21 protein-coding genes and 1 riboswitch are annotated in these 26,549 nt (G+C 53.1%); of the genes, 9 read left to right on the top strand and 12 right to left on the bottom strand.

The window, feature by feature from the left end:
• The first annotated feature begins 98 nt into the window (after window positions 1–98).
• Complete coding sequence (locus tag G5380_RS15265; RefSeq protein WP_421236174.1) at window positions 99–707, top strand: hypothetical protein; 609 nt, start codon at window positions 99–101, stop codon at window positions 705–707.
• Window positions 708–1,095: 388 nt separating this feature from the next.
• On the opposite strand, the gene G5380_RS15270 is transcribed toward G5380_RS15265, so the two are convergent.
• From G5380_RS15270 to ecpA, 6 genes are all read right to left on the bottom strand, one after another.
• Window positions 1,096–2,679, bottom strand: a complete 1,584-nt coding sequence (locus G5380_RS15270; protein ID WP_421236175.1) for a hypothetical protein — start codon at window positions 2,677–2,679, stop codon at window positions 1,096–1,098.
• 209 nt (window positions 2,680–2,888) lie between these two features.
• A complete protein-coding gene (locus G5380_RS15275; RefSeq protein WP_421236176.1) occupies window positions 2,889–4,487 on the bottom strand; it encodes a hypothetical protein in 1,599 nt (532 codons plus the stop codon).
• Between the two features lie 113 nt (window positions 4,488–4,600).
• A complete protein-coding gene (locus G5380_RS15280) occupies window positions 4,601–5,275 on the bottom strand; it encodes a fimbria/pilus periplasmic chaperone (RefSeq protein WP_421236177.1) in 675 nt (224 codons plus the stop codon).
• 309 nt (window positions 5,276–5,584) lie between these two features.
• Complete coding sequence (locus G5380_RS15285; RefSeq protein WP_421206747.1) at window positions 5,585–8,047, bottom strand: TcfC E-set like domain-containing protein; 2,463 nt, start codon at window positions 8,045–8,047, stop codon at window positions 5,585–5,587.
• Between the two features lie 51 nt (window positions 8,048–8,098).
• Complete coding sequence (locus G5380_RS15290; protein WP_421203626.1) at window positions 8,099–8,761, bottom strand: hypothetical protein; 663 nt, start codon at window positions 8,759–8,761, stop codon at window positions 8,099–8,101.
• 65 nt (window positions 8,762–8,826) lie between these two features.
• A complete protein-coding gene (gene ecpA, locus G5380_RS15295) occupies window positions 8,827–9,414 on the bottom strand; it encodes a common pilus major fimbrillin subunit EcpA (RefSeq protein ID WP_421203624.1) in 588 nt (195 codons plus the stop codon).
• A 639-nt stretch (window positions 9,415–10,053) separates the two neighbouring features.
• Between ecpA and G5380_RS15300 the strand changes: the two genes are divergently transcribed.
• Window positions 10,054–10,677, top strand: coding sequence for a response regulator (locus G5380_RS15300; RefSeq protein WP_421203623.1), 624 nt, complete (start codon window positions 10,054–10,056; stop codon window positions 10,675–10,677).
• Between the two features lie 10 nt (window positions 10,678–10,687).
• Window positions 10,688–14,299, top strand: coding sequence for a response regulator (locus G5380_RS15305; RefSeq protein WP_421206745.1), 3,612 nt, complete (start codon window positions 10,688–10,690; stop codon window positions 14,297–14,299).
• Between the two features lie 25 nt (window positions 14,300–14,324).
• On the opposite strand, the gene G5380_RS15310 is transcribed toward G5380_RS15305, so the two are convergent.
• On the bottom strand, window positions 14,325–14,729 hold the full coding sequence (locus tag G5380_RS15310) for a hypothetical protein (RefSeq protein WP_421203620.1): 405 nt from the start codon (window positions 14,727–14,729) through the stop codon (window positions 14,325–14,327).
• 133 nt (window positions 14,730–14,862) lie between these two features.
• Between G5380_RS15310 and G5380_RS15315 the strand changes: the two genes are divergently transcribed.
• The 3 genes from G5380_RS15315 (at window position 14,863) to G5380_RS15325 (ending at window position 18,626) form a co-directional block, all read left to right on the top strand.
• Window positions 14,863–16,536 carry a sensor histidine kinase gene (locus G5380_RS15315; RefSeq protein WP_005339222.1) on the top strand — a complete coding sequence of 558 codons (1,674 nt, stop codon included), beginning with the start codon at window positions 14,863–14,865 and terminating at the stop codon, window positions 16,534–16,536.
• A 46-nt stretch (window positions 16,537–16,582) separates the two neighbouring features.
• A complete protein-coding gene (locus tag G5380_RS15320; protein WP_421352872.1) occupies window positions 16,583–17,326 on the top strand; it encodes a LytR/AlgR family response regulator transcription factor in 744 nt (247 codons plus the stop codon).
• A 109-nt stretch (window positions 17,327–17,435) separates the two neighbouring features.
• On the top strand, window positions 17,436–18,626 hold the full coding sequence (locus G5380_RS15325; RefSeq protein WP_040069602.1) for an L-lactate MFS transporter: 1,191 nt from the start codon (window positions 17,436–17,438) through the stop codon (window positions 18,624–18,626).
• Between the two features lie 73 nt (window positions 18,627–18,699).
• Here G5380_RS15325 and G5380_RS15330 read toward each other — a convergent pair whose 3' ends face one another.
• The 4 genes from G5380_RS15330 to G5380_RS15345 form a co-directional block, all read right to left on the bottom strand.
• On the bottom strand, window positions 18,700–19,824 hold the full coding sequence (locus G5380_RS15330) for a 5-(carboxyamino)imidazole ribonucleotide synthase (RefSeq protein ID WP_421352873.1): 1,125 nt from the start codon (window positions 19,822–19,824) through the stop codon (window positions 18,700–18,702).
• The gene (gene purE / locus G5380_RS15335; protein ID WP_335832887.1) at window positions 19,821–20,330 is read right to left on the bottom strand and encodes a 5-(carboxyamino)imidazole ribonucleotide mutase; all 510 of its coding nucleotides are present in this window, start codon (window positions 20,328–20,330) and stop codon (window positions 19,821–19,823) included. The genes G5380_RS15330 and purE overlap by 4 nt, the downstream gene beginning before the upstream one ends.
• A gap of 63 nt (window positions 20,331–20,393) precedes the next feature.
• On the bottom strand, window positions 20,394–20,696 hold the full coding sequence (locus G5380_RS15340; protein WP_005321666.1) for a P-II family nitrogen regulator: 303 nt from the start codon (window positions 20,694–20,696) through the stop codon (window positions 20,394–20,396).
• Window positions 20,697–20,700: 4 nt separating this feature from the next.
• Complete coding sequence (locus G5380_RS15345) at window positions 20,701–21,627, bottom strand: sodium-dependent bicarbonate transport family permease (protein ID WP_005342109.1); 927 nt, start codon at window positions 21,625–21,627, stop codon at window positions 20,701–20,703.
• A gap of 109 nt (window positions 21,628–21,736) precedes the next feature.
• Between G5380_RS15345 and G5380_RS15350 the strand changes: the two genes are divergently transcribed.
• The 3 genes from G5380_RS15350 to murI all read left to right on the top strand — a co-directional run bounded on the left by G5380_RS15350 (window position 21,737) and on the right by murI (window position 25,684).
• Window positions 21,737–22,639 (top strand): LysR family transcriptional regulator, encoded by a 903-nt coding sequence (locus G5380_RS15350; RefSeq protein ID WP_199428017.1) that lies wholly within the window; start codon window positions 21,737–21,739, stop codon window positions 22,637–22,639.
• 35 nt (window positions 22,640–22,674) lie between these two features.
• Window positions 22,675–22,853: riboswitch (cobalamin riboswitch) on the top strand.
• A 51-nt stretch (window positions 22,854–22,904) separates the two neighbouring features.
• Window positions 22,905–24,770, top strand: a complete 1,866-nt coding sequence (locus G5380_RS15355) for a TonB-dependent receptor domain-containing protein (protein ID WP_421352874.1) — start codon at window positions 22,905–22,907, stop codon at window positions 24,768–24,770.
• Window positions 24,771–24,880: 110 nt separating this feature from the next.
• Window positions 24,881–25,684, top strand: coding sequence for a glutamate racemase (gene murI / locus G5380_RS15360; protein ID WP_421352875.1), 804 nt, complete (start codon window positions 24,881–24,883; stop codon window positions 25,682–25,684).
• 7 nt (window positions 25,685–25,691) lie between these two features.
• Here the strand turns inward: murI and G5380_RS15365 are convergent, their stop codons facing one another.
• Entirely contained in the window at window positions 25,692–26,183 is a 492-nt protein-coding gene (locus tag G5380_RS15365; RefSeq protein WP_005339200.1) for an RNA recognition motif domain-containing protein, read from the bottom strand.
• Between the last annotated feature and the right edge of the window lie 366 nt (window positions 26,184–26,549).

Below are 26,549 nucleotides of genomic sequence, written 5' to 3' on the forward strand. Positions count from 1 at the left end.
TACCTATTCATGTAAGAACTTTCCTTTTTGTGTGGCGAGTTCTTTTATTGTTCAACTGAGTGCAATGAAATATGCCCCTTATGAAAAAGGGGTATTAGATGATTGCTCGGGTGATAGGGTTGTTATGTATTTTCCAATGGTCATGGGCTGCAGAGTCATTTCAGTTCCAAAGCTATCGGGATGGATTCTTGCGCATGATGCTAATCACACCCAGCGTCCAGGGAGAGCTATTTTTACGGGGTGATGATAAATTGGTGCCATTACAAGGCGGTATAATCGAAGATTTGTTTACCCTGCGTATTCCAGTATCCTGTCAGTTATTAAGTTCGCAACAAACTATCTATTGGTCATCGCCAGGACGGCCACTAATCAAGGGTCAGGTGCCGGCACAGTCGTGCAAGCGTCTCCCTGAGTTGCCATTGAAATTGCCGGTTCGGGTTTTTTCCAAAGGTGGGAAATGCCTGATCGATACTGCGGGTAATACTTTGTGGCATACAGCATCTGAATTGGCAAAGAAAAATAGTGCGTCTGTCTATCAAAATGTTTACGCATTATTTCTTACAAATAAACCCGCCTTTGCGGGGCAAGATATTCATCGGTTACGTACTCAGGTTCTTCATTGTCCTGATCCAGCATTGTTTGAACATATCGATGCTGAACATGCCCGCCAGCTATTTAAGGAAGGACTACTGTTGCAAAAACAATAAAATCTATAATGAATTGAAAGCCATATTGCGATTGTTTTCGTCATTTTATACTGAATCAGTCTCAGCCTATTGCATAGGCTACCCTCCCTATTGGGCGTTTTTATGCCGATGTTACCACTCTCGCCTATTCAATTAAGTTGTTGTCATGTTGATGACTTTTAAATGAGTTTTTAAACGCATAAAAAGCATAGTATAGTTGCCTTTTATTTAGAGTGGTGCGCAGTTTTGAGATATTTATAACTGTGGTTTTATAAATATACAGAACAAGAATGTGTAGTAATGTTATACTAAGGCAGATGCCATGATTTCATCATGGCATCTGCCTTAATTGTTGTGTTATCTCAGCCTGGCAAAGCCAGGTATTAATTTGGTTAATATATTGGCAGCATCAATTCCAGAGACCGGTAAGAATGATTTTTCCACTCTGATGAACGAGCCCTTCCCAGTCATCACCGCTCACTGTTTTTCTGGTCATATTGTCAGTGAGTGAAAATTGCAGGCCCAGGTCATAGAAGCGGGTATAACCTATACCCCCCTCATCCCATTCTTGTGCTGGTCGTGATTCAATAATCTTTCTGGACCTCAGGTCTATGGGAGGACCATTACACTCTATGGGCGTGGATACCGGCTGGTTACCAGCAGAGCTGAAGATGATGCTGGTAGGCACAGGCACTGCCCGGGAGGATTCGATTTGTCCGTCCGGGTAGAAGGTACACCGACCCTGATGGGGAATACCGACATCTTGCGTGACTTTGACCTCCAGTCGGGCCGCATTGGTATAACCGGTTTCCGACAGCTCGTAGTTAAACACCAGATTGTCCTTGCCCACCTCACCGGTCTGATAAGGCGATGGGTTACCATCGGCCGACTTGATGCTCACTGTCTGTGCTCGCGGTATAAACTCAAAACCGCCCTTAAATGGTATGCGTAAACCTTCCAAAGGCGAGTTAGTATATGAAGTGATAAGTTGGGCTATGTTATCTATATTTAATTTTTTGTCATTTGCCATGTTTTTTATTAAATTTGAACTTAAAAACATTTTTATCTGTGATGTGCCACGCTGCTGCCTTACTCTTTGAGAGCTTGAATAGTTGCTACCTTGCAAGCCAACCCAGTCCTCATTGGCAAACTTAAAAGCCACTTTATCATAAAGAGTGATCTTGCGAGCAGAAAAGAAAAAAGGAGCTAAGGGCGAACTGCTAGTGCCGTTCCAATCTAGCTGATATGAGGCAACGGTACACGAGATCCCCTTGGCGTAAATAACCGTATCGGCAACACAGGAGCCGCTTCCACCGGGGGCTGGGAGCGGATTGCCATTGCTATCTATCACGATCTCTTCATTGATATCTTTGCTGACAAGCTTGATGTGTCCGACTTTATTGGTGGTTAATTTACGCACGCGCCAGTCGACTGGCCCGGTTTGGGCGGTGCAACGATTGGAGTTGTTCTTATCTTGGTAGATGCAATAGTTGAGGTCACGCACTACCGATGTGCCTACTGGCATATCCCGCAGATACCAGAATGCACTTTGCGATAATTTGCTGAGCAAGCCAACGGTACGACTGCTAGGGTCGCTGAAGCCATAGAAGCCTTTGGAGTCTATCTGAGCGGGCCTCACACGTGTATTCTTGCCGATGCATCCCTGCTTATTAGAGCCATTACTGTCACACAGCAAACCCACATACGGGAAGGGAATGGGGCCATCCTCCCATACATCTAGTTTGTAGCCATCCAGTAATCTTGATGGCAGAAAAGGAACATCATTGTTAAAGGCCAATACACCATCAGATGTACCGCCCAGATTAGTGATGTTAACATAAGTTATATCAGGGGTATAAGCCAAGAAATCGGGATGGTTCTCTACGCTAAGGATTACAATGTCTGACGCTCGTTCGATATAACGGACCGGGGTGTTGGCCATCACTTGGGAACTACTTAGCAGTAGCGTGAATATTTTTACAAGGTTTTTCATAAATTTCTCGAGGGTGTTTTAAATATTTCAAAGTAGTCATGCTTTGACATGTTTTATTTCAGTCGACAGGCCATGTTTGCAGATGTGGTATTGTTTTTATTGAATACTGCACCGCGAGGCAATAGTATTCATCATGGCATTTTCATTAATTGTTGTGTTATCTCAGCCTGGCAAAGCCAGGCATTAATTTGGTTAATATATTGGTAGCATCAATTCCAGAGACCGGTAAGAATGACTTTTCCACTCTGATGAACGAGCCCTTCCCAGTCATCACCGCTCACCGTCTTTCTGGTCATATTGTCAGTGAGTGAAAATTGCAGGCCCAGGTCATAGAAGCGGGTATAACCTATACCACCCTCATCCCATTCTTGCGCTGGTCGTGATTCAATAATCTTTCTGGACCTCAGGTCTATGGGAGGGCCATTACACTCTATGGGCGTGGATACCGGCTGGTTACCAACAGAGCTGAAGATGATGCTGGTAGGCACAGGCACTGCCCGGGAGGATTCGATTTGTCCGTCCGGGTAGAAGGTACACCGACCCTGATGGGGAATACCGACATCTTGCGTGACTTTGACCTCCAGTCGGGCCGCATTGGTATAACCGGTTTCCGACAGCTCGTAGTTAAACACCAGATTGTCCTTGCCCACCTCACCGGTCTGATAAGGCGATGGGTTACCATCGGCCGACTTGATGCTCACTGTCTGTGCTCGCGGTATAAACTCAAACCCTCCCCTAAAAGGTATGGATAGACCATACAGGTAACCGGTTTGATATGTGGCATACAGTTCCGCGATGTCATCAAAATGTACTTTATTTTGCTTGTACATTCTCTTGAGAAGTGCATTATTGAAAAATACTTTAATCTGTTCTGTCCCGCGTTGGTTGTTAATCCTTAATGAGTTAACTATAGTTTCGCTCCCAGGATAAAGAATCGACCAGATTTGTTGGCCAAATTTGAAGGCTATTAATTCATCGCTACTATATAGGCGTTCTTTGAGAACCCCAGAAAAAAAATACTGCTCTAAGGGTGAATTCGGAACTCCTACCCAGCTTAGGTTGTATGAGGCAATGGTGCATGTGAGCCCATTGCTATTGCCCACCCTGTCAGCAATACAGGCGCCGCTCCCACCGGGGGCAGGAGTAGGGTTGCCATTGCTATCTATCACAATCTCTTCATTGATATCTTTGCTGACAAACTTGATGTGCCCGACCTTATTGGTGGTTAATTTACGCACGCGCCAGTCGACTGAGCCGGGTTGGGCGGTGCAACGGTTGGAATTGTTTGTATCTTGGTAGATGCAATAGTGGAGGTCACGCACTATCGATGTGCCTACCGGCATATCGCGCAGATACCAGAGTGCACTTTGCGATAATCTGCTGCTCAAACCACCGACACGGCTGATACGGTCACTGAGGCCATAAAAGCCTTTGGCGTCTATCTGAGCAGGCCTCGCTCGTGTACTGAAACCGCTGCACCCCTGCTTATAATAGCCATTATTGTCACACAGCAAACTCGCATACGGGAAGGAAATGGGGCCATCCTCCCATACATCCAGTTTGTAACCATCAAGTAAGGCTTGTGGTAAAAAATTATCATTTTTACTGAAACTCAACCCTCCATTGGTCTTGTCCAGATTATAAATATTAACATAGGTGGTATCAGGCGTACGAACGAGCAAATCGGGGTGCCCCTCTACACTTATAACGACCAAATTCGATTCTCTGTCGATATAGCGGACCGGGGTGTTGGCCATCACCTGGTAACTACCCAGCAGTAGCAGCAATATTTTGGAAAAATGTGTCATGAGTTATCCTGATATGTTCAAAATATGTCAACCCAGTCGTGTCTTGAATACTGTTTTCAGTCCGCGACGTTTAGGGATGCATCATCACGAAGAGAAGCGGATGCGCTTATGCGTTAAGCTGGTGAGCATGCTTGACCTATGGTCATAAAACGGCGGTCATACACGATCAGCTTCTGATTGCCGGATTGTGCAATCTTGGTGTTATACCAAGTCTCCCCCGGTAGCAGATATTTGGTATCTGCCGTGCTGTCTGGTTCATTACAGCCTTTTTTGACAATAAACTCAAAGAAGGTGTTGCCTGTGTTGCGAATCGTCCCTTCGCTTTCATCGAGCTCGTAATTGAATTTCTCCTGACGGGGTCGCACCACCAGAATGGATTGCACCTCAATGTTCAGCTCCAGTGTACCTTTGCGATCGACGGGTGGTTTTTTTTCAAGCTGGGCTGCGGGTGATTCGACAAAAAAGACGCGATAGTAGCGCTCCTGATCATCCTTGGTTCCCTTGTAATAGATTTTGACATTTTGCCTCTGCCCTTCGTGCAGTACAAAGCGTTTGGGGGTGTACAGCAGCTCACCGGGCAACATGGCCAATGGGTAGCCTTTGGCTGTGGGGTCGCTTATCTTCTGTGCTTTGACTTCATACACCTTGGGTAAACGGTCATTATTAATAATGGTCCGCGCTATCAAATCACTTGATGGTTCCATGATTGCTGTCATGGCACCTATATCAATGGCTGTGACGGGAAGCCCCCAAACCAGCGAGATCAAACACAAGAAAGTACGATACATATCTATCTCTTCCAATAATAAGTTCTGGTGACTTTCATCATGGCCTGGGGCATTTTGCTATTCACCATCTGTCGAACATTCGATGAGTGACCGGAGCTTTGATTGTCATCAACATTGCCCGGAGTGATACATCCTTCCTTGATAAGGTGCTGCTTGTACCACCTTTATCGGTCTCACAAGCCAGCTGTCCTCGGTTTCGTTTTCAATTAACAGAAAATGATGGCGTCGTGCTTAATCACAATGACCCAATATCCGGTGCAGTCAGCGCAGCGTACAACCATTGCGTCGAGCAAAGAGAGGCCTTCACGGTTAATTCCTTGTCACCATCGCATATGTCGGCAGCCCCTTGCAGGTAATGACCCCTATCCAGGCGGCGCCAGTCTGCTCTTCAAGATCCAACTCCGCTTCACAAAAATCACTGCCGCGGCGGAACATCAACATGGGGTTGGCTTTATCCACATCCAGAGAGAACTCCCCTGCTTCATTGGTGACCGTGCTGCCGATGTGATTATCCAACCTGGCATTGGTCAGCAGGCTGCCATCCTCTGCCTTGATGATGCCAAACACTGTGACCATCTCTTTGATATTGTTGCGTGCATCCAGGGTGGCCACGTTGCCGGGAAACAGGGTGTAACGTTGTTTACCGGTGTTTATTTCATAGCTGTCCATGCTGGTTTTGCTGTTGAGCAGCTCGATTTCATATTCCTGATAGGGTTGCAGGGCCAGGAAGGTTTTCTCACCTTGCAGGGGATAGTCCTGGCCATTGACCTTGGCCAGCATTTGTCCACCACCAGATAACCCGGTATCGATAAGCACGCCAGCGTTGGCCTCGTTCCTGCCTGATGCTGCCAGGTGTTCACCCGCAGTGGCGATCGAGCCCCGTGCGATCAGGTTGCCGTTAAGATCACCCTGACTGCTGCGCGACAGACTGGAGGTGCCGCTAATGACTTGATGCTCGAAGCCCAAGGTACCCGAGAGGGCGGGTGAACCTCGTTCATCACCGTTCAAGACCTTTTGGACGTTGAGAGAAGCCAGGTTGACAACCCCCTCCAACCGCTGCTGGTAGTTGAGGTTGGCAATGCTCTGGCCCTGTTCGTTGCTGCTCATGCCCATGCTGAACAGCTGGCCCAGCGGCAAGCTGTAATCGAGCGTGATGCTCTTGTTGCTGTTGCTACCGATGCGGTCATCATTGCCGCTCTGCACGCTGGCGCGCATCGACAGGTTGCCATAGCGACCGGAATAGAGGTGCTGGTAGTAGTCTAGATAGTTGCGTGTGCTGCCTATCTCTTTGTCATGGGTAGTGCTGAACGAGAGTTGGCCCAGGCCATTCAGCCAGCCGCCAAGGCTCAAACTGAGTCCTGATGAGTAGAGGTGGCTTTCGCTGAGGTTAAGGCGTGAGCCGCTGCTCAGCTTCTCTTGTGAAGCCCAGAGTGACACATTGTCGATCGGTTGTACGCTGATGTTGCTACCTGCTCGCCAGGCGCTATCAGAAGAGGCCATGGCCTGGGCGCCCAGGTTGATGCGTTCATGGGCCTGCCACTGTATCCCGCTTTCAGCAACAACGGCCTGGTTGAAGGCATAGCTGGTACCGGAATAGGTGAGGGCATCCAGGGTGCGAGAGAAAGATACGCCCAACAAGGGAGAGTCACCCTGCTCATCTGAGGTTGATTCCATCCAGCCCCCCCACCACTGCCAGCCCCAACGGCCGACGAACTGGTTGCCCCCTCCCAATTTGGTGACGCGCTGGGTGCTGGTGTCGGTCAAACGTCCATCAACATAGACTTCAACGGTGACGTTATAGACACCACCAGGGAAGGAAGTGGTATCAATACTCTGGTTGCCGATATTGAGGTTCTGCAGCCCAATCAGACGGCCATCCCGATAGATGCGCGCTTCGCCGTTGGCGGGCATAAAGACCTGCACCGGGGTCGTGGATTGGTTGGCGTTCTGCTGGCGAGACTGGGCCTGGTTGCCATAAGAAGCACCATAGATACGTCTGCTGTTCAGGGCTGTGACCATGCCCAATGTTTGCAAATCCCAGGTCGATACCATGCCAGCGGCCAGACGACGATCATCCAGATCCCGCTCGTACATGGCACTGTAAAGTGTGCCGCTTTGCTGTGGCTCGCCCAGGTTGAAGAGAGAACCATCCAGCGTCATGTGATGCGCCCCGTAGCCGAAGGTACTGCCAAGCTGGACAAAGTTGGAGTCGAGATAGCCGTAATCCGTGTTGTTGAAGGAGTAGCCCAAGTTGTAACGATGCACGCTGGTCAGCGCCTCTACACTGGGTGTCAGGCTGGTGCTTGAATCTTGGGTAGCGGCCATCCCAAAGGCATCGCGAGAAACCTCTATATTCAACTGCATGGTGAGCAAATCCAGCTTCATGCTGGCATCGGAATTGACCTCCAGATGACCTTGCTCATCAAAGGTGCGTTGTTCGCTATCGGCAGAGAGGGTCGAGACCAGCGCCTCGTTGAGCTGCGTCTGTTGCTGGCTGGCGCCGAAGTCGATATTCAGCAGTTGCAACTGCTGTTCTCTGAGCACCAGAGTGGCACTGCCAATCGGATCTGAGGTGAGGGTTTCTTTCCCGCTCAGTTCATCCCGATAGTGCAGCAGCACAGGGACTGACAAACCATCGCGCAGTGCACTGGCAAAACTGGCTGGAATGATGACATTGGCAAGGCGCAACGGTGCGATCGATTCTGCGGCTGCGCTGGTGGCAAGCAATAGAGCGGCAACACTGACGGCATATTGTTGAATCCAGGGGCGCATCATTTATCCAAAGTAGTGATTAGTCTGCTGCTTGAGCTGGTCGCTGCAAGGTTACTTGACGGTGGCAAAGTCTTTGCCGAGCCAGAGACCGACGTGACTCTTCTCGTGATTGGTATCAACCCGTTTGAAGACGCGCTGTTTGCCCGGCAAGTCGTAATAGGTCTCTTTGCACTGCTTGCCCGGTTGGTCGCGGCAAACACCATAGGCCACCACCCGATAAGAGGCATTGCCCCGATTGGTGAGCTCGCCATGGCTCAAGAGATAGTCAAAGCGTACCTTGCGTGGGGTCACCACCAGAATGGTGCCGATCTGGGCAGAGGTAGTGGCCATCGCCTGACGACTCTCGTTGCGCTGCTCATCCATGGAGAGCGCCGTATCGCGCCAGGTGATGCGGTAGTAACGCTCCTGGTCATCAGCGGGACCTTTATAGAAGAAACGCACGTTGTTCTTCCCCTTGGCGGGCAACATCATGCGTGCCGGTGAGAGCAGCAATTCACCCTCTACCTCCATCGGAATGTCTACCCCTCCTTCTTCAGGGGATGAGATACGCGAGATATTCACCGTTACCAGTCGAGCCTGGTCACTGTTGTTTTCAATCTCTTTGGCCACTTCGGTTTCATTGCTATCGATAAAGGTCGTGACCGACCCTACGTTGATCGCATTGACCACCGGCAGATAAAACAGGCCTGCCAGCAGAAAGATCGTGAATCGCATGATGGTGTTCCGTAATTAAAAAAGGGGGACCAGATTGGCCCCCCAGTTGGAGTCGGGTGGCGTGTTTAGGCCCAGCTGGCGACAAACTCAACGCTGACCTCACCAGACCAGATACCGTCAGGCAGGGTGGTGAATGGAGCGTTTGTCCCATTGACGGTGGCGCTGTCGATATTGAAGCTGAAGGCGGCCTGAGCACTGGTGCGCTCACCAGCGGTATTGGCGCCCTGTGCAACTGGTGCCAGGTTGCCACCATTGATGCCGGCTGCGGTGTCAATCAGGGTGGTGTAGCCTGTGGAAGCGACCGGCTGGCCCATCCAGAACACACCCACATCGACAGTTGAACCGCCGCTCAGGTGGTTCAGGGTACCGCTCAACTTCTTGGCCTTGAGGGTAAATTCGGTCAGCTCAGCGCCCACCTCGCCGGCATTACCCTGAACGCTAACGTCGAACAGGCCATCGACGGTGTTAAAGCCCTTGATGCCTTCGGCATATTGGAATGCGAGGCTGCCCAGCGGAGTGACGACCAGGTCGCTACTGGTATCTTTCTTGGCTGTGGCTTTCCAGGTTGCAATGGAAGGAGGTGCTTCAACTGCAGCATGGGCAGCAGTTGACGCAAAGCCAGCTAGAACGATGGCGATCAGAGTCTTTTTCATTATAAATCCTCGGTTGTTTTTATATTCTGGTGATTGAATATGCGTTCTCGTGGTCTTGGCTGGTATGCAATGCACTTATTATCGGAATCTCACCGCGACATGCCTGTTTGCCAAGATGGAAAAATATTAATCGGCCATGTTTCGAGATGCGACCAAAAAGCATGTAGGACAATTCCTAAGGTGCATTTAAAAAACAACAACGGGGTTTGTTGTTTTTTTGTTGGTTATTTCGGCGACTGTTGTTACATCGATGTTTTGGCAGGGATGCTTGAAACAATCTATTACGAAATAGTTATTGCTAGACATAACAATGTGTTAAGTGGTAATCGAAAGTACCTTTGCTTTACCATTCCTTAACGTATAGTTATGTAGGGAATCTTAAAAAGGCATTAATTATCAATAATTTACAAGTAGATCTTTCTCTCCGTTAGCGATGGCCACATTCAGCTATAATCATGATGCATCAGACATTCATGTATTAGCTCCAGCAGTAAATGCCAGATAAGATTCATGATTGATGAGGCGTTCATTAAGCTATTAGAAAGCTTGGCTATGGCTTGATACGCCTTAGGAACTCAAGTAAAGCTAAGAATAGACAGCATTATTTTGGTTTTCAGTTGGAGCCGTCCTGGAGGGAGCATGAGAAAAGTATTAGTTGTGGATGATCATCCAGCAATAAGAGTTGCCATTCGCATATTGTTGCAACAAGAAAATTATATAGTTGCGGGTGAGGTTGATAATGGTGTTGATGCCCTGTCAGTTTTTAAAAAAATCAATCCGGATATTACTATCATTGATATCGGAATTCCAAGTTTGGATGGTATAGAAGTGATTAAAAGAATTAGAATGGAGGGATCGCCTGCTATTATCATTGTTTTCTCCGCGCTCGATAGTCAACATAATATGTTAAGGTGTTTGCAAGCCGGAGCAGATGGTTTTGTCTCAAAATTAGATGATATTATGATGCTTAAAAAGGCTATATTGAAATGCCAGAGTCAGAAAAAAGCTTTTCCAAAAAAAGTTATGCATCATGGGAAATATGCAGAGCTAATTGATGGAGATAATATTTTCAGCACCCTATCAAGTCGAGAAATGACAGTGTTGCGCAACCTCTGCCTTGGCAAGGCAAATAAGGAAATTGCTATAGATATGTTGCTTAGTGAAAAAACCATCAGCACTTATAAAGCACGACTGATGGCAAAGTTAAATGTTTCCAATATTGTGGAGCTAATAGAACTAGCAAAGAGCAAAAGTCTTTTTTGAGTGGACGCCAATGAAAATGAACAGCTTCATTAAATATCTTGCTATTATGCTGGTGATACCTTTTTTTAGCTTTGCATCATCGAAAGACGAATATATTAAAATTCATTCTCGTGAGAAATCGTATAACTATAAAAACACCTTGCCGGCATTTAATGCTGAACAACTAATATGGTTGCGTAAAAAAGAGCAATTGGTATTGGCTGTGCCATTGCCTGATAACCCCCCCTTGGATATTACCATTCGCTCAGAAAACTATGAGGGTGCAACGGCCGATGTACTTGGATTGCTGTCGAAAATTCTTGATATAGATATTTTTGCCAAAAAATACCCTTCACGTGATGCAGCGATCATGGCTGTCAAGATGGGTGAGGCTGACATGATCAGCTCTGCCAATGGGTATGAGATAAATAATGGATTGTTATTAACGGATGTCTATCTTGAAGATCAGCCGGCTCTCTATAAAAACATCAGTGTAAATAATAAAAAGATAAAAAATATTACGGTGGCAGAAGGTTATTTGCCTATGGCTGAAATAATAAAAATATTACCTGGTGTGAAGATAGATATACATGCCTCAAAATACAGTGCGGTAGCTGCGGTTGCCTATGGTGAGGCTGATGCCGTATTGATTGACATGATATCAGGTAACTTTATTGTCAATAAGCTTTATCAGGACAGTGTGCATCTGGTTAGACCACTTTTTGCGCAGACCAATGGTTTTGCATTTGGACTCAAGTCTGATGATGATCTCCTAAGAGATATAGTGAATATTGCTCTCCGTGTCGTCACCACGTTCCATCATGACTCTATTTTGAAAAGATGGAGTGGTGGGGGCCTATCTATCGAATCAAAGCCTGCCATGCTGACGGAAGAGGAATGGCAATGGATCAATAGCAAAGGGGAGCTTAGAATTGCGGTAAATAAAGGGGCACCGCCACTGAGCTTTATCGATGTCAGAGGTAACCTGCATGGCATCTCTCTGGATGTATTACAGGTGATTGGTGCCAAGCTCGGCATTCAGGTCACTCCCGTACCTATCGGCTCTTCTCTTGAACAGCTAGAAAGACTGGGGCGCAGAGAGGTTGATGCCATCGTCATTACCCCGACGAAAGCTCGTGAAGACACGCTGCTGTTTAGCCGTGCGTTTATGCTTGATCCCATTGTGATGGTCGTTAAGAAAAATCCACAGCGACCATCTGCCAGCGAGATATTAGAACGTGGCCGCATTGCGCAGATTGAGGGTGCTCGATTGGAATATCCTTATGGGGGCCAGCTATCAGTCAATAAGCCAGTATGGGTGAAAAAACTTACTGACGCGGTGGAATGTGTCTTCTCTGAACGATGTGATATGGCACTGGTGCCACTGCGAGCAGCCAAGTATCTGATTAACTCAGAATATTCAGATAGCTTGATCATTGCTGGTGAGCTTTTTGATTCGATGCCAATAAGAGCATCCTTTGCTGTCAACCAAGATCAGTCAAACCTGATTGGCATCATCAATAAAGTATTGGCCTCCATCCCACCTGATGAGCTGGATATATTGGCATCTCGCTGGCGAGTCAGTGCAAAACATGATGAAATGTCTTTTTATGAGTTTATAGTTATTTATGCTAAGTATATTTTTGCAGCACTGCTGACGCTGGTATTAGCCTTTTTTTGGATACTCTATTTGCGCCGGCAAGTCAAGCTGAGAAAAAAAGCGGAAATAGAGCTGAATGCACAGCTTAACTTTATTGAAGAGTTGGTGGATAGTACTCCCCATCCTATTTATGCTAGGGATGTAACAGGTCGCTTGATACTCTGTAATAGCAGTTATGCGGCATTTTTTGATGTTGAAAAAAGAGACTTAATCGGCTTGACAATAGAAGAATGTGAGCGACGCTGGCCATATATGTCAGTCCTTGGCGATGTTTATCGAGGGACTCTTCAGGATGCAGAGCCCAGAGATGGCGATCATGTATTGCTGCTGACCGATCGAGTTTTAAATATATATCACTGGATACAGGTTTTTCGTGGCCTTTCAGAAGAGGTCGATGGTGTTGTCGGTGGCTGGATAGACATCAGTGAACGAGTCTCTTTGATCGAGAGACTAGATAATGCAAGCCGTGATGCTCAGGCGGCCAGTCGTGCCAAGTCAACCTTTTTAGCCACAATGAGCCATGAGATCAGAACGCCGATGAATGCCATCATTGGTTTGCTTGAGTTGACATTAAGAAAGGATGGCTTGAATACGGAGGACCGTGATGCAATTCGAGTCGCCTATCAAGCGTCGCATGATTTACTAGGGTTGATAGGTGACATACTGGACCTTTCAAAAATTGAATCAGGCAAACTGGAGCTGTCTCCATCACCGCAACAAATCAATGTGCTTAACCAGTCTGTAATCAATGTTTTTTCTGTCGTAGCACGTCAGAAGGGACTGACCTTGAAATTATACGACCAGCATGATGTGGCCGTCATGGTTGACCCTATTAGGTATAAGCAGGTGCTTTCCAACTTAGTGAGTAATGCCATTAAATTTACCCGCCAAGGCGGTGTCGAACTGGCGGTTGATTTACGGCCAGATGGAGAATGGTGTGACATCACCGTAAGTGTCGCTGATACCGGGATCGGGATCAGTAAGGAAGATTTGGAGTATCTGTTTTTGCCCTTTAGTCAGGCTACGCAACCTGCCGATATACAAAAATCTGGCACCGGGTTGGGACTGATGATCAGCCGGACTCTGTGTCAGATGATGGGAGGTGATCTGGAAATAAACAGTGAGCTGGGACTGGGGACAAAGGTAATCGTGTCGCTTCGTTTGCCTCTTGCGGAAACCTTGGCTGTCCGAGAGTGTGGCTCAGAAGAGAGGTTTACTCCGTCATATGACAATGCGGGATACCGTATTCTTGTTATTGACGATCACCCGACAAATCTCTTGCTGGTCAGCCAGCAACTGACATTTTTAGGTCATGAGGTGCTGACGGCCAGCTCAGGTAAATCCGCTCTGCAACTGTTGTCACAGGAGCCTGTTGATATCATCATTAGCGACTTCAATATGCCTGATATTGATGGTTTGGAATTTACCACTTTGCTGCGCCAGCAGGAGCGAGATAATGAAGCCGTGCGTACCGTAGTGATTGGTTTGACTGCAGATGCTCGCCAAGATCAAGTGCAGAGGGCCATGGAGGCTGGGATGGACGATTGTTTGTTCAAGCCCGTGAGTCTCGATGACCTCAAGGCATGCTTGGCTACCCACCACCCAGGGAAAATATTGCTGGCTCCTGAAGATATGGCTACTCGATTCATGCATAAATTGAGCAAACTTACGGTAGGGAACAGTGAGCTGATGAGCGTATTGATTAATGAGTTTGTCACTGCATCTGAACAAGACATGCAGCATCTTGCTGAAGCCTGTATGCAAGGTCATAGCCAGAAGTTCTTGGCCCAGCTGCATCGTTTGAAAGGGGGGGCCAGGATTCTGGGAGCGGATGAATTGGTTGCCTGCTGTAGCGAATGGGAGCAGTCACCTCGTCTGTCGGTTTGCATGCCCGCAGCATTGAGACAGGTCCGAAATATGTATCAACAGGTAAAGGCTGGGGTCGATTATTGGAATAAAGCACACAAAACGAGAGGGGAGTAACCCCTCTCACTGCGGTCTTAGGCGATTACCAGTAGGCTACTAGCTCATACCCACTTTCGGTTAGCTGCCCAGCAGACTGGGCCGTTTGTTGATATGAAAGATAATATTGTTCCGTTGCTGGGACTGACTGGTACTTTGTAGTGAGCTTTTTGCCATTAAGCATCACAGTGGGGGTATCACTTGCCGTCGACAAGGTGCGAGCTTTAAACGTTAACCCGCTATCGGGAGAGGTTAGCTTGGCTGCCAATACTTGAGCCGCCGGGTTTGTTGTGGAAATGGCTTGTTGCCCCGGATGCAGCAAGCTGACGGAGGATTGGCTGTCTTTGCTGGCTGTTGCTTGCCAGGTCACTGTCTGGCTCAGTGTTTGTGCCTCGACCTGGTTGGCAATCAGCAGGGTGGGGAGTGCAAGCAGCAGGAAGTTCTTTTTCATGATGTGTATCTCCTGTGTGGTGGCCCCGAATGGAGTCAATTTCTCTATCGGCGAGCATTAGAAAAAGCTTAGACCGACCTGGAGTGGCACAATGCGCAGCCTTGTTGTTTTACATGCGGGAGAGGTGCGGGTGTTGCTCGAAAATCAAATGATGTTGTTGGCGGTGTTCGAACGGGCGGCGCTGATGCTGATGACCCTCTTCTTCCTGACCCGCACCCGGCCGTTCCAGCGGCTGTTCCAGAAGCGGGATCACACCCCGGCGGAGCTGGTGCTTGTGGCCTCCATCTTCGGCCTGTTTGCGGTGTTCAGTACCTACACCGGCATTCCGGTGGAGGGGGCGCTGATCAACGTGCGGATCATCGCCATCATCTCGGGCGGCATCCTGTTCGGCCCCTGGGTCGGCATTCCGGCCGGGGTCATCTCCGGCCTGCATCGCTATCTCATCGACATGGATGGCCACACCTCCATCCCTTGTCTTATCGCCAGCATCATTGCCGGTCTGCTCGCCACCTGGCTGCACCTGCGCTGTCGCAAGTCGCGGCTCTGGCTCTACGGCATTCTGGCGGGGATGCTCTGCGAAGGGCTGACCATGCTGCTGATCTGGCTGCTGACCGAGCCCCATGAAGTCGGGGTGGAGATCGTCAACCATATCGCCTATCCGATGATCGCCGGGGCGCTCTGCATCGGCCTCATCATCAAGCTGGTGCAGGATCTGGATGACGAGAAGGAGCTGATTGCCGCCAAGCAGGCCAAGCTGGCGCTCGATATCGCCAACAAGACGCTGCCCTTCTTCCAGAACATCGATCGCCACTCCCTCAGTCAGGTGTGCGATGTGATCCGGCGCGACATCAGCGCCGATGCGGTGGCCATCACAGATACCCATGACGTGCTGGCCTATGTCGGGGTGGGCAAGGACTATTACGAGCTGGATGAGCACCACGCCATCAGCGGCATGACCCAGCAGGCGGTGCTGCTCGACCAGATCATCATCAACAACGATCTGCGCCAGTATCACCTCTCCGATTTCCACTCGGTCATCATTATTCCGCTGCGGGAGAACGGCTCGGTGAGCGGCACCCTCAAGATCTACTACCGCCGCACCCACAGCATCACCAGCTCCCTGCGGGAGATGGCGGTGGGCCTCTCCCAGCTCATCTCCACCCAGATGGAGGTGTCGCGCATCGAGCAACTCAAGGAGATGACCCGCAAGGCGGAGTTCACCGCCCTGCAGAGCAAGATCAACCCGCACTTCCTGTTCAATGCCCTCAATGCTATCTCGTCGCTGATCCGCATCCGGCCCCAGCAGGCGCGCCAGCTCATCGCCAATCTGGCGGACTACCTGCGCTACAACCTCAACAAGGGGGATGAGCTTATCGACATTCAGGAGGAGCTGCAGCAGGTGCGTGACTACGTGGCCATCGAGCAGGCTCGCTTCGGCGACAAGCTGGAGGTGGTGTTCGAGGTGGACGATGTGCACATTCAGGTGCCGAGCCTGCTGTTGCAGCCGCTGGTGGAAAACGCCATCCTGCACGGCATCCAGCCCCGCAGCGCGCCGGGTCGGGTCACCATCGAGGTGAAGCAGCTGGCGGGCGGCATCCGAGTATCGGTACGAGACACCGGTTACGGCATCAGTCAGGCTGTAATCGACGGGGTGGCCGCCGGTCGGGTGGAGAGCCGCAGCATCGGCCTGATGAACGTGCATCAGCGGGTCAAGCTGCTCTATGGCGACGGCCTGCACCTCAAGCGGCTGGAGCCGGGTACTGAAGTGAGTTTCTATCTGCCGGATCAGGAGTCGATGCCATGCTGAGTGCCATCATGGTTGAGGATAAGTGTGTGCCGCGAGAGGTGTTGTCATGCTGAAAGCCATTATTGTCGAAGATGAGTATCTGGCCCGCGAGGAGCTGATCTATCTGGTGAATCAGCACAGCCAGATCGAGATAGTGGCGAGCTTCGAGGATGGGCTGGAGGCGTTCAAATACCTGCAGGATCACGAGGTGGATGTGGTGTTTCTGGATATCCAGATCCCCTCCATCGATGGCCTGCTGCTGGCCAAGAACCTGCACAAGTCGAGTCACCCACCCCACATCGTTTTCGTTACCGCCTACAAGGAGTTTGCGGTGGAGGCGTTCGAGCTGGAGGCGTTCGACTACATCCTCAAGCCCTACAACGAGCCGCGCATCATCAATCTGCTGCAGAAGCTCGAGCATGCGGGCAAGTCGCAGCCAGCCACCACGGGGGAGGCGAGCGGTGAGGGGAATAGCCCGCACAATCGCACCGTCAATCTGGTGAAGGGGGAGCGTATCATCGTCACCCCCTGCGAGCAGATCTACTACGCGGAAGCCGATGAGAAGCTCACTTATGTCTACACCCGCGACGATCGCTACGTGATGACCATGACCATCAGCGAGTTTGTCAACCGGCTGCCCGCCGAGGGGTTCTTTCGCTGTCACCGCTCCTACTGCGTCAACATCAACAAGATCCGCGAAATAGTCCCCTGGTTCAACAGCACCTATCTCATCCGGCTCCATGATCTGCCGTTCGAGGTGCCGGTCAGTCGCAGCAACATCAAGGCGTTCCGTCAGCTGATGCGGCTCTGATTGTCATTCATTCCCGCCGATCTGCATTTCATGCCTTAATCGATCGGCGCGAACCGCGTCTTGTCTATAGTGGCCCCAGTTTCCTTAAGGCCATCGACCGAGACGCATCATGACCAAAGAGATGAACCGCACTCGGTACCTGACACTGATCGGTACCATCATCACCCAGTTCGCACTGGGTTCTGTCTATACCTGGAGCCTGTTCAACGCCCAGCTCTCCGACAAGCTGGACGAGCCGGTGAGTCAGGTCGCTTTCGCTTTCGGCCTGCTCAGCCTGTCGCTGGCGGTCGCCTCCTCCATGGCGGGCAAACTGCAGGAGCGGTTCGGGGTGCGCAACGTCACCCTCGGTGCTGGCGTGCTGCTCGGCATCGGCTTCTTCCTCACCGCCCACGCCAGCAATCTGGCGATGCTCTACCTCTGCGCGGGCATTCTGGTCGGTTTTGCCGACGGTACCGGCTACCTGATGACCCTCTCCAACTGCGTGAAGTGGTTCCCAGAGCGCAAGGGGCTCATCTCCGCCTGCTCCATCGGTGCCTATGGCCTCGGCAGTCTCGGTTTCAAATATATCAACCTGCTGCTGCTCTCCAGCTCCGGCCTTGAGACCACCTTCCAGCTGTGGGGCTTGATTGCGATGTCCATGGTGCTGGTGGGCGGCATGCTGATGAAGGATGCGCCCAAGCAGGCCGCTTCCGTACAGCAGAGTGAGAGCCGTGACTTCACTCTGGCCGAGGCGATGCGCAAGCCGCAGTACTGGATGCTGGCGCTGATGTTCCTCACCGCCTGCATGAGCGGCCTCTACGTCATCGGCGTGGCCAAGGATATCGGCGAGAAGATGGTGGGTCTGCCTGCTGTAGTCGCCGCCAATGCCGTCGCCATCATCGCCATGGCCAACCTCGGTGGCCGTCTGGTGCTGGGTATCCTCTCCGACAAGATGTCCCGCATCCGGGTTATCACCATTGCCCAGCTGATTACCCTGGCGGGCATGGCGCTGCTGCTGTTCGTGCCGCTCAACGCCAACCTGTTCTTTGTGGCGGTCGCCTGTGTGGCATTCAGCTTCGGTGGCACCATCACCGTCTACCCCTCGCTGGTGAGCGACTTCTTCGGTCTCAACAACCTGACCAAGAACTACGGCGTCATCTATCTGGGCTTTGGTCTGGGCAGCATCATCGGCTCCATCGTAGCCTCCCTGTTTGGCGGCTTTATGGCGACCTTCCACCTGATCCTGGTGTTGCTGGTGGTGGCGCTGGTGCTCTCCCTCACCATCCGCCTGCCGGCACCGGTAGCGGTGGAGCGGGCCTGATAAGCCTCCCTGCCATAGCAAGCAAAAACAGAGACCCGGGCCATGCCCGGGTCTTTGCATTTCCGATGGTCGATCAGCGCGGCGCTAGCCCCAGCAGCTGGCGGGCCTTGCGGCAGGTTTCCTCCACCGTTGACCAGTCGTCACCGGTTACCGTGATATGACCCATCTTGCGGCCGGGGCGGGGTTCGCTCTTGCCGTAGAGGTGCAGATGCAGGCCGGGCAGCGTCAGCAGGGTAGCCCAGTCGGGCGTGCCGTTTTGCCAGAGATCCCCCAGCAGGTTGATTAACAGGGCGGGGCGTACGGCGATCTGCTCCGGTAGCGGCAGATCGCACAGGGCCCGCACCTGCAACTCGAACTGGCTGCATGCGGCGTTGTCGAGGCTGGGGTGACCCGAGTTGTGGGGGCGGGGGGCCAGCTCGTTGACCAGCAGGCGCCCTTCCACCAGAAAGAACTCCACCGTCAGCACCCCGACGTAATCGAGGGCTGCGATCAGCCGCTCGGCTATTGCTTTGGCTTCGCTCTCCAGCACCGGCACATTGGCCGGGGAGCGGGTCTGATCGAGAATGCCACCGCTGTGCCAGTTCTGCACCAGCGGCAGGGCGCTGATGGCGCCGCTCGGGCTGCGGGTCAGGGTAAGGGCAAACTCCCCCTCCAGCGCCAGCCGTTGTTCCAGCACGCAGGGGACGCCACTGGCTGCCAGCGCGCTCGCCAGCTCATCCAGATCGCTCACCTGCCACTGTCCCTTGCCGTCGTATCCTTCGCGGGCCGTCTTGAGAATGGCGGGCAAGAGTTCGCTGGCCTGTGCGGGGATGGGCTCTTCCGGCAGTAGCGCCAGATAGAGGGCAACCGGGATGTCAGCTCTGCACAGAAAGGCTTTCTCCTCGCGGCGATCCTGACAGATGCGCACCGCGCTGGCGGTCGGGCGTACCGGCTTTTGCTGTTCGAGCAGCGCGAGGGTGGCGGCGGGCACATTTTCGAATTCGCAGCTGATGGCCTCGCAGCGGCTAGCCAGATCGTGCAGGGCGGCCTGGTCATCATAGGAAGCGACAATATGGTGATCGGCGGCGGCACCGGCGATGCTGGCCGGGTCGGGATCCAGTACCACCACCTTATAGCCGAGGCGGTGGGCGGCCATCACGAAGTAGCGGCCAAGCTGGCCGCCCCCCAGCATGCCGAGGGTGGCGGGTGGCAGTATCATGTCGGCTCCTCCAGTTGCAGTGCCAGCACCCGATCTCGCTCGTGGGTGCGGAAGTCGTCGAGTTGCTGCCGGTATCGGGGGGCGTCGTCGTCTTGTGCAACGGAGAGCAGGGAGACCGCAAACAGGGCTGCGTTGGCGGCCCCCGCCTCGCCGATGGCGAAAGTGGCTACCGGCACCCCTTTGGGCATCTGCACGATGGAGAGCAGGGAGTCCATTCCCTTGAGATGGCGGGAGGGGATGGGCACCCCCAGCACCGGCAATGTGGTCTTGGCGGCAACCATGCCCGGCAGGTGTGCGGCTCCACCGGCCCCGGCGATGATGGCGCGCAGACCGCGCTCGCGGGCAGTGGCGGCATACTCGAACAGCAGATCCGGGGTGCGATGGGCCGATACCACCTGTGCCTCGTAGGGCACGCCGTGCTCCTTGAGGATGCGGGCGGCAGCCTGCAGCACTGGCCAGTCGGAGTCGGAGCCCATTACCAGGCCGATCAGCGGAGGGGTGTTCATGTGTATTGGTTCCTTGCTGTTAAACGTTTGCTTTTGGTAAACAAAAAGAGCCGGCAAGCCGGCTCAGAATTTCTCGGGTCGCACGATTTCGACCGGTTGCAGAAAGGCGATCATGGCGTAGTCGGGGTAGTAGCGACTCTGCAGGTGGGCCAGCAGCCGCTCCGCCTGCTCCCGGCTGCAGATCGCCTCCAGCCGGATGTTGCCGCTCTCGCTCCAGCTGGCGTTGCGCTCGCCATGATCCCCCCGACCACGGGCATCTGTGATGGTGTAGCCGCGCAGCCCCTCGCGGGTGAGGGTGCGTAGCAGGGTTGGCTCCAGATTGGCTTCCGTGATGACGGTCAGCAGGGTGCGGGTCTCGGTCTGCATGTGGCTACTCCGTGAAGTGGCGGGCCCAGCTGTGGTAGAGCGGGATCCCCAGCATGATGTTGAACGGGAAGGTGACCCCCAGCACGGCGCTGAGGGAGAGCCCCGGGTTGGCCTGGGGCACGGCGATGCGCATGGTGGCCGGCACAGCAATATAGGAGGCGCTGGCCGCCAGGGTGGCCAGCAGGGTCAGGCCGCCGAGGGAGAGCCCCATCAGCTGGCCAGCAGCCAATCCCAGTCCCGCCGAGGCGAGCGGCATCAAAAGGGCGAAGCCGAGCAGGAACAGGCCATGGCGGCGCAGATCCTGACACTGGCGGGCGACGATGAGGCCCATCTCCAGCAGGAACAGCGCCAGCGCACCCTTGAACAGGTCGACAAACAGCGGTTTGAGTGGGGCAATTCCGTCCGGCCCGGCCAGATAGCCGATGGCCATGCCGCCCAGCAGCAGGGTGACCCCTTTGCCGAGGAAGGTCTCGTGGGCCAGCATGCGCCAGCGAGTCTCGCGACTGATGCCGCGGGCCAACACTATGCCCACCAGAATGGCGGGGATCTCCATCACCGCCAGGAAGATGGAGAGCTGGGATTCAAAGCTGATGCCCCGCTCGGTGAGCCAGTTCACCCCGACCGCAAAGGTGGCTACGCTGACCGAACCATAGTGGGCGGCGGTGGCGGCGGCATCGACCCGGTTCATCTTGAGGCGCAGCACGGCAAAGCCGAGCAGGGTCTGCACCACGCCGAGCAGGATCACCAGCGCCAGTTGTGGCAGCAGAGGTTGCAGGGATTGCTGGGCCAGACCGACGCCGCCCTTGAGGCCGATGGCCAGCAGCAAAAAGAGGGAGAGAGTGTCGTAGAGGGCGGGCGGCAGCTTGAGCTCGGAGCGCACCAGACCGGCCAGCAGACCAAACAGAAAGAAGAGTACAACAACGTCCAGCATGATGGTTCGCAGGGCAGTTCAGATAATGGTTGCATGCTAGAGCCCGCAATGTTTCGATAAAATCAGATTCTCACTGATGGTTGTTCGGTAAAAACTGATTGGGGACGGCATGCTCAACTACAAACAGCTCTACTACTTCTGGCATGTGGCGCGCTGCGGCAGCGTGACGCAGGCCGCCGAACAGCTGCACTTAACGCCGCAGACCATCAGCGGTCAGGTCGCCGAGCTGGAGCAGTCACTCGGGGTGGCGCTGTTCAACCGGGTGGGGCGGCGTCTGGTGCTGACCGCTGCCGGACGGCAGGCGCAGGAGCAGGCGGGGGCGATTTTCTCGCTCGGCGCCGAGCTGGAGCACACCCTGCGCCACGCCAGTCAAGAGTTGACAATGCAGGTGGGGATCGCCGATTCGGTACCCCGTACTCTGGCGTTCGAGCTGCTGGCCCCCGCCATGGCGCTGGCGACGCCGCTGCGGCTGGTGTGTCACGAGGAGCGAGCCGAGCAGCTGTTCAGCGAACTGGCCCGTCACAAGCTGGATATGGTGCTGATCGATCGCCCGCTCCCTCCCGACAGCGGCGTGCGCGGCTACAACCACGAACTGGGGCGAACCCCGCTGGCGCTGTTTGCCAGCCCGGAGCTGGCGGCGCGGGCGCGGGATGGCTTTCCCGCCTCGCTGGAGGGGTTGCCGCTGCTTATTCCCGGAGAGAAATCGGCTACCCACGATCGGCTGCTGGCCTGGTATCGCCAGCAGGGCATTCATCCCCATATGGTGGGGCAGTTTGATGACTCCACTCTGATGAAGTCGTTCGGCAAGGCGGGGATGGGGATCTTCCCGGCACCGCTGGCGATGGCTGACGAAATTGGTCGCCTCTACGGGGTGGAGCGAATTGCGACCCTCACCGACGTCACTCTCTCTTACTATCTGGTCTCGGCAGGGCGCCATCTCTCCCATCCCGGGGTACAGGCGGTGATGGAGGGGGCCCAGCAGCGGCTGGCGGCGCTGGCGGGTAACAAATAGAAATCTGGATGGCTATACATCCAGCTTGGCTCTGCCTATAATCCTCCCGCTTTGGCGCATCATGCTTAATAGGGAATCCGGTGAGAATCCGGAGCTGGCGCGCAGCGGTAAGGGGGAACGAAGCGACATCAGGGCACTGCCGTCAGGCGGGAAGCCGTCGCCGTAGGCCATCAGCCCCCGAGCCCGAAGACCTGCCAGAGTTCGTATTTCGGGCCGAGAGAAACCGGCTACGAAGTAGATACTTACGCGAACTTAAGGATCTCTCATGTCGAAGAAATTTCTGGCGGCTGCCCTGTTGCCGACGGCGGCGTTTGCCCAAACAACCATCCCTATCAATCCAACGCTGGTCATTACGGCCAACCGCGTGGAACAACCGGTCAGCTCGGTGCTGGCGCCCGTTGTGGTGATCGATCGCGCCGAGATCGAATCTCGTCAGGTGCAGAGTTTGCCTGATTTGCTGAAAACCCTGCCCGGCGTGCAGATGGCGACTCTGGGAGGCCGAGGGCACATCAGCAGCCTGTTTGTCCGTGGAACCAACTCCAACCACTCTCTGGTTTTGATGAATGGTCGCCCGATTGCCGCCATGGTGGCGGGTACGCCCGATCTCAGCCAAATCCCGCTCGGCAATATCGAGCGCATCGAATATATCCGTGGCCCACGCGCGGCTGTGTATGGTTCCGATGCCATTGGCGGCGTTATCAACCTCATCACCAAAACATCCGCCAAGAATGGCAGTGAGACACACCTGAAGGGCGGTGCTGGCAGCAATGGTTATGGCCAAGGCGAGCTCAGAACGGTTCAGTCATTGGGTCAAAAAACCGATATGAACATGCTGATCGGCTACGAGCGTACCGATGGTTTTGATATTAAGGCGCAAGATGGCTCTACCCCTATACAGCCTGATCGGGATGGGTTTGCTGGTTTGAATGGCCAGATTGGTCTGAATCACCGTTTCAATGATGCTTGGAGTGCCGACATTAACGCGCAGGGTTATAACAACCTCACTGATATAGATGGTGGTGAAGACTGGCTTGCGCCCGGCGTTCCATCATCAGATCAAAGTCGGGTTCAGGCTTTCCAATATGACGGTGGTCTTAAGTTCCAGAGTAAGGATCTGATCAGTCGATTTGAAGCCAGTTACGGTGAGAACAAGCTGAAGAACTGGCTGGAGAGTAATGGGGAAGAGACTGGCCAGCCCATTCATACAGGTTTGACACGCTTATCCTGGATCAATAGCTGGAGTGGTATTGAAGGGGTCAGCCTGACAGGCGGTGCAGATTGGCAGCGTGAGGAGATGAAGTCAGACTCTCGAGGGTCTAATAAAGCTTTCAATGCCCCCGACCGCGACAATACCGGTCTGTTTGCCGTAGGGAGCTACCGTTGGCAGGCGCTGCTGTGGGAGCTGTCAGGTCGTACCGATGACAACCAGCAATATGGTCGTCACAACACCTGGTCTGCCGCCAGCGGGCTGGATATCGATGAGAACCATAATGTCCGGCTGAGCTACGGTACTGGCTTCAAAGCGCCCACCTTCAACCAGCTCTATTATCCTGGGTTTGAGAATCCGACACTCAAGCCGGAAGAGAGCAAAAACCTGGAGTTGGGTCTGTCAGGTCGCTATTCAGCATGGGATTGGTCTGTGAATCTGTATCGCAACCGCATCGACAATCTGATTTATTGCCTGACCAGCATGAGCTACACCTGCAACCCCAAAAATACCACGGCGGATATCAAAGGAGTGGAAACGGAGCTCGGCATCGACACCGGACCAGTGCATCATCGTTTGAGCTACGACTACACCAGAGCCAAAGATACGGGTAACCAGGATTTGCAGCTGCTGCGTAGAGCTGAACATAAAGGCAGCTGGATCGCAGATACCCGATTCGATGCCGCAACACTAACTGCTGAACTGCTCTATGTGGGCAAGCGCTATGACAACAACTGGGCGACTAGCCAGCGGGTGGAACTCAGTGCCTATACGCTGTTGAACCTGGCTGCCAGTTACGAGGTGACTCAGCAATTTATCTTGGGGGGGCGTATAGATAACTTGCTTGATCGTGATTATGCCCCCGCTTATGGCTATGCATCATCGGGTACAGAGTTCAAAGTAACTGCCGATTACCGTTTCTGATGCTTTATTTGGTTCATCCTTGAAAAACCGAGGCCCTGCCATTGGCAGGGCCTTTTCTATTGGCTGCAGGCGGGAGTATGATCGCCGCCTTGCACCAAAGGGGAGCTCAAGTGGCCAATATTCTCGTGTTCGACTCCGGTATGGGTGGCCTGACCATCTACCGCGAGATCCGCCGCGTTCTGCCGGCTCACAACTATTTCTACTGCTTCGACAACGCCCACTTCCCCTATGGTGAATTGAGCGAGCCCGCCCTGATTGCTGCCTGCACCCGCTTGGTGACCACCATGGTAGCCCGTCATCATATCGATCTGGTGGTGATTGCCTGCAACACTGCCAGCACCATAGCGCTGCCGGCCTTGCGTGAGGCACTGGATATTCCCGTGGTGGGGGTGGTGCCAGCCATCAAGCCAGCAGCTGCGCAGACTCGCAACGGTTGTATCGGTTTGCTGGCTACACCGGGCACCGTCAGCCGCGACTATACCCACGAACTGATCGCCCAGTTTGCCCCGGGCAAGCGGGTGTTGCTCAAGGGCACCACCGAGCTGGTTATAGAAGCCGAACACAAGCTGGCGGGCCTGCCGGTCAATATGGCGCTGCTGCGCGAGGTATTGGCCGACTGGCTGGAGGGGGAAGAAAAGCCGGATACGCTGGTGCTTGGTTGCACTCACTTCCCGCTACTCAATGAAGAGATTGGGCAACTGATGCCGCAATGTCAGCTTATTGACTCGGGCAGTGCCGTTGCCAAACGGGTGGCCTGGTTGCTGAGCAATGGAACGCATGCCGCCGCGCAGCCTGTACATATAGAAGAGGTGATCGCCAGGGCTTACTGTACCCGGCTGGATGGGGAGGCTCAAAAACTGACAGCCCCCTTGCAAGCATGGGGGCTGTCATCATTGGAAGAGGTGAAGTACTGACGAGCGGTTAGGCGTCAGTTTCGCTACCTTCTCTTTCCTCTTTATCACGTTTGTCATTTGCTTCACGCACCTTTAGGGTGCGCTGCTGATACTCTTTGTCATTCAAAGCGGCAATCGCCTTGGCGGCATCGGCGGCGGGCATCTCCACGAAACCGAAACCTCTGCGCTTGCCGGTTGCCTTGTCCTTCATCAACCGCACGGAAATGACCTGGCCCTGTTCGGCAAACAATTCGCGCACTGCAATCTCATTGGCGCGATAGGGCAGGTTGCCTACATATAAGGTGCAAGTCTCCTGATTGGCGATCGACTCGGCGACATTAGCCGGGGTTCGCTTCAGGAACAGCGGTACCACGAAACCGCCGATGGCCAGACCTGCTGCAAAAATCACTTCCGCTTTCAAAGAGAACTGCAGGGCCTGGGCAACCAGGTAGCCAACCACTGCCAATACCAGAGCAAGGATTGCGGCCTGCATATATACGGGAAACTTGGATAAATTCATCTTAAAAGACCTTTTGTAAATGAAAGCAAAAAAGGTGCAACACTATATTCACCTCCATGGTAACCAGCTTTCCTGATTGGCGCTACCATGGACCACTCGGGAGAGGTTATCGGCTCCAGTATGGCATTCCCAAGGTCACTGAAGGCGACATAAATGACGCTAAAATGGGAGTGAAATAACCGGATTGTGGATAACATTGTATATATACACTGAATAAGCTGTTTCTAATTGAATAATTTGAAATTTTCGTGATTATCTTCAAAAAAAGTCTTGTCATCGCAGCGCCGCCCCCTATAATGCGCCCCTACCAGCACGGCGGAACACGCCGGACTGATGAGCCAGCTTCCTAGCGAAGTGGGCGCCGAA

Origin of the sequence: Aeromonas sp. 604443, assembly GCF_049170315.1 — a bacterium.
Lineage (GTDB): Bacteria > Pseudomonadota > Gammaproteobacteria > Enterobacterales > Aeromonadaceae > Aeromonas > Aeromonas veronii_A.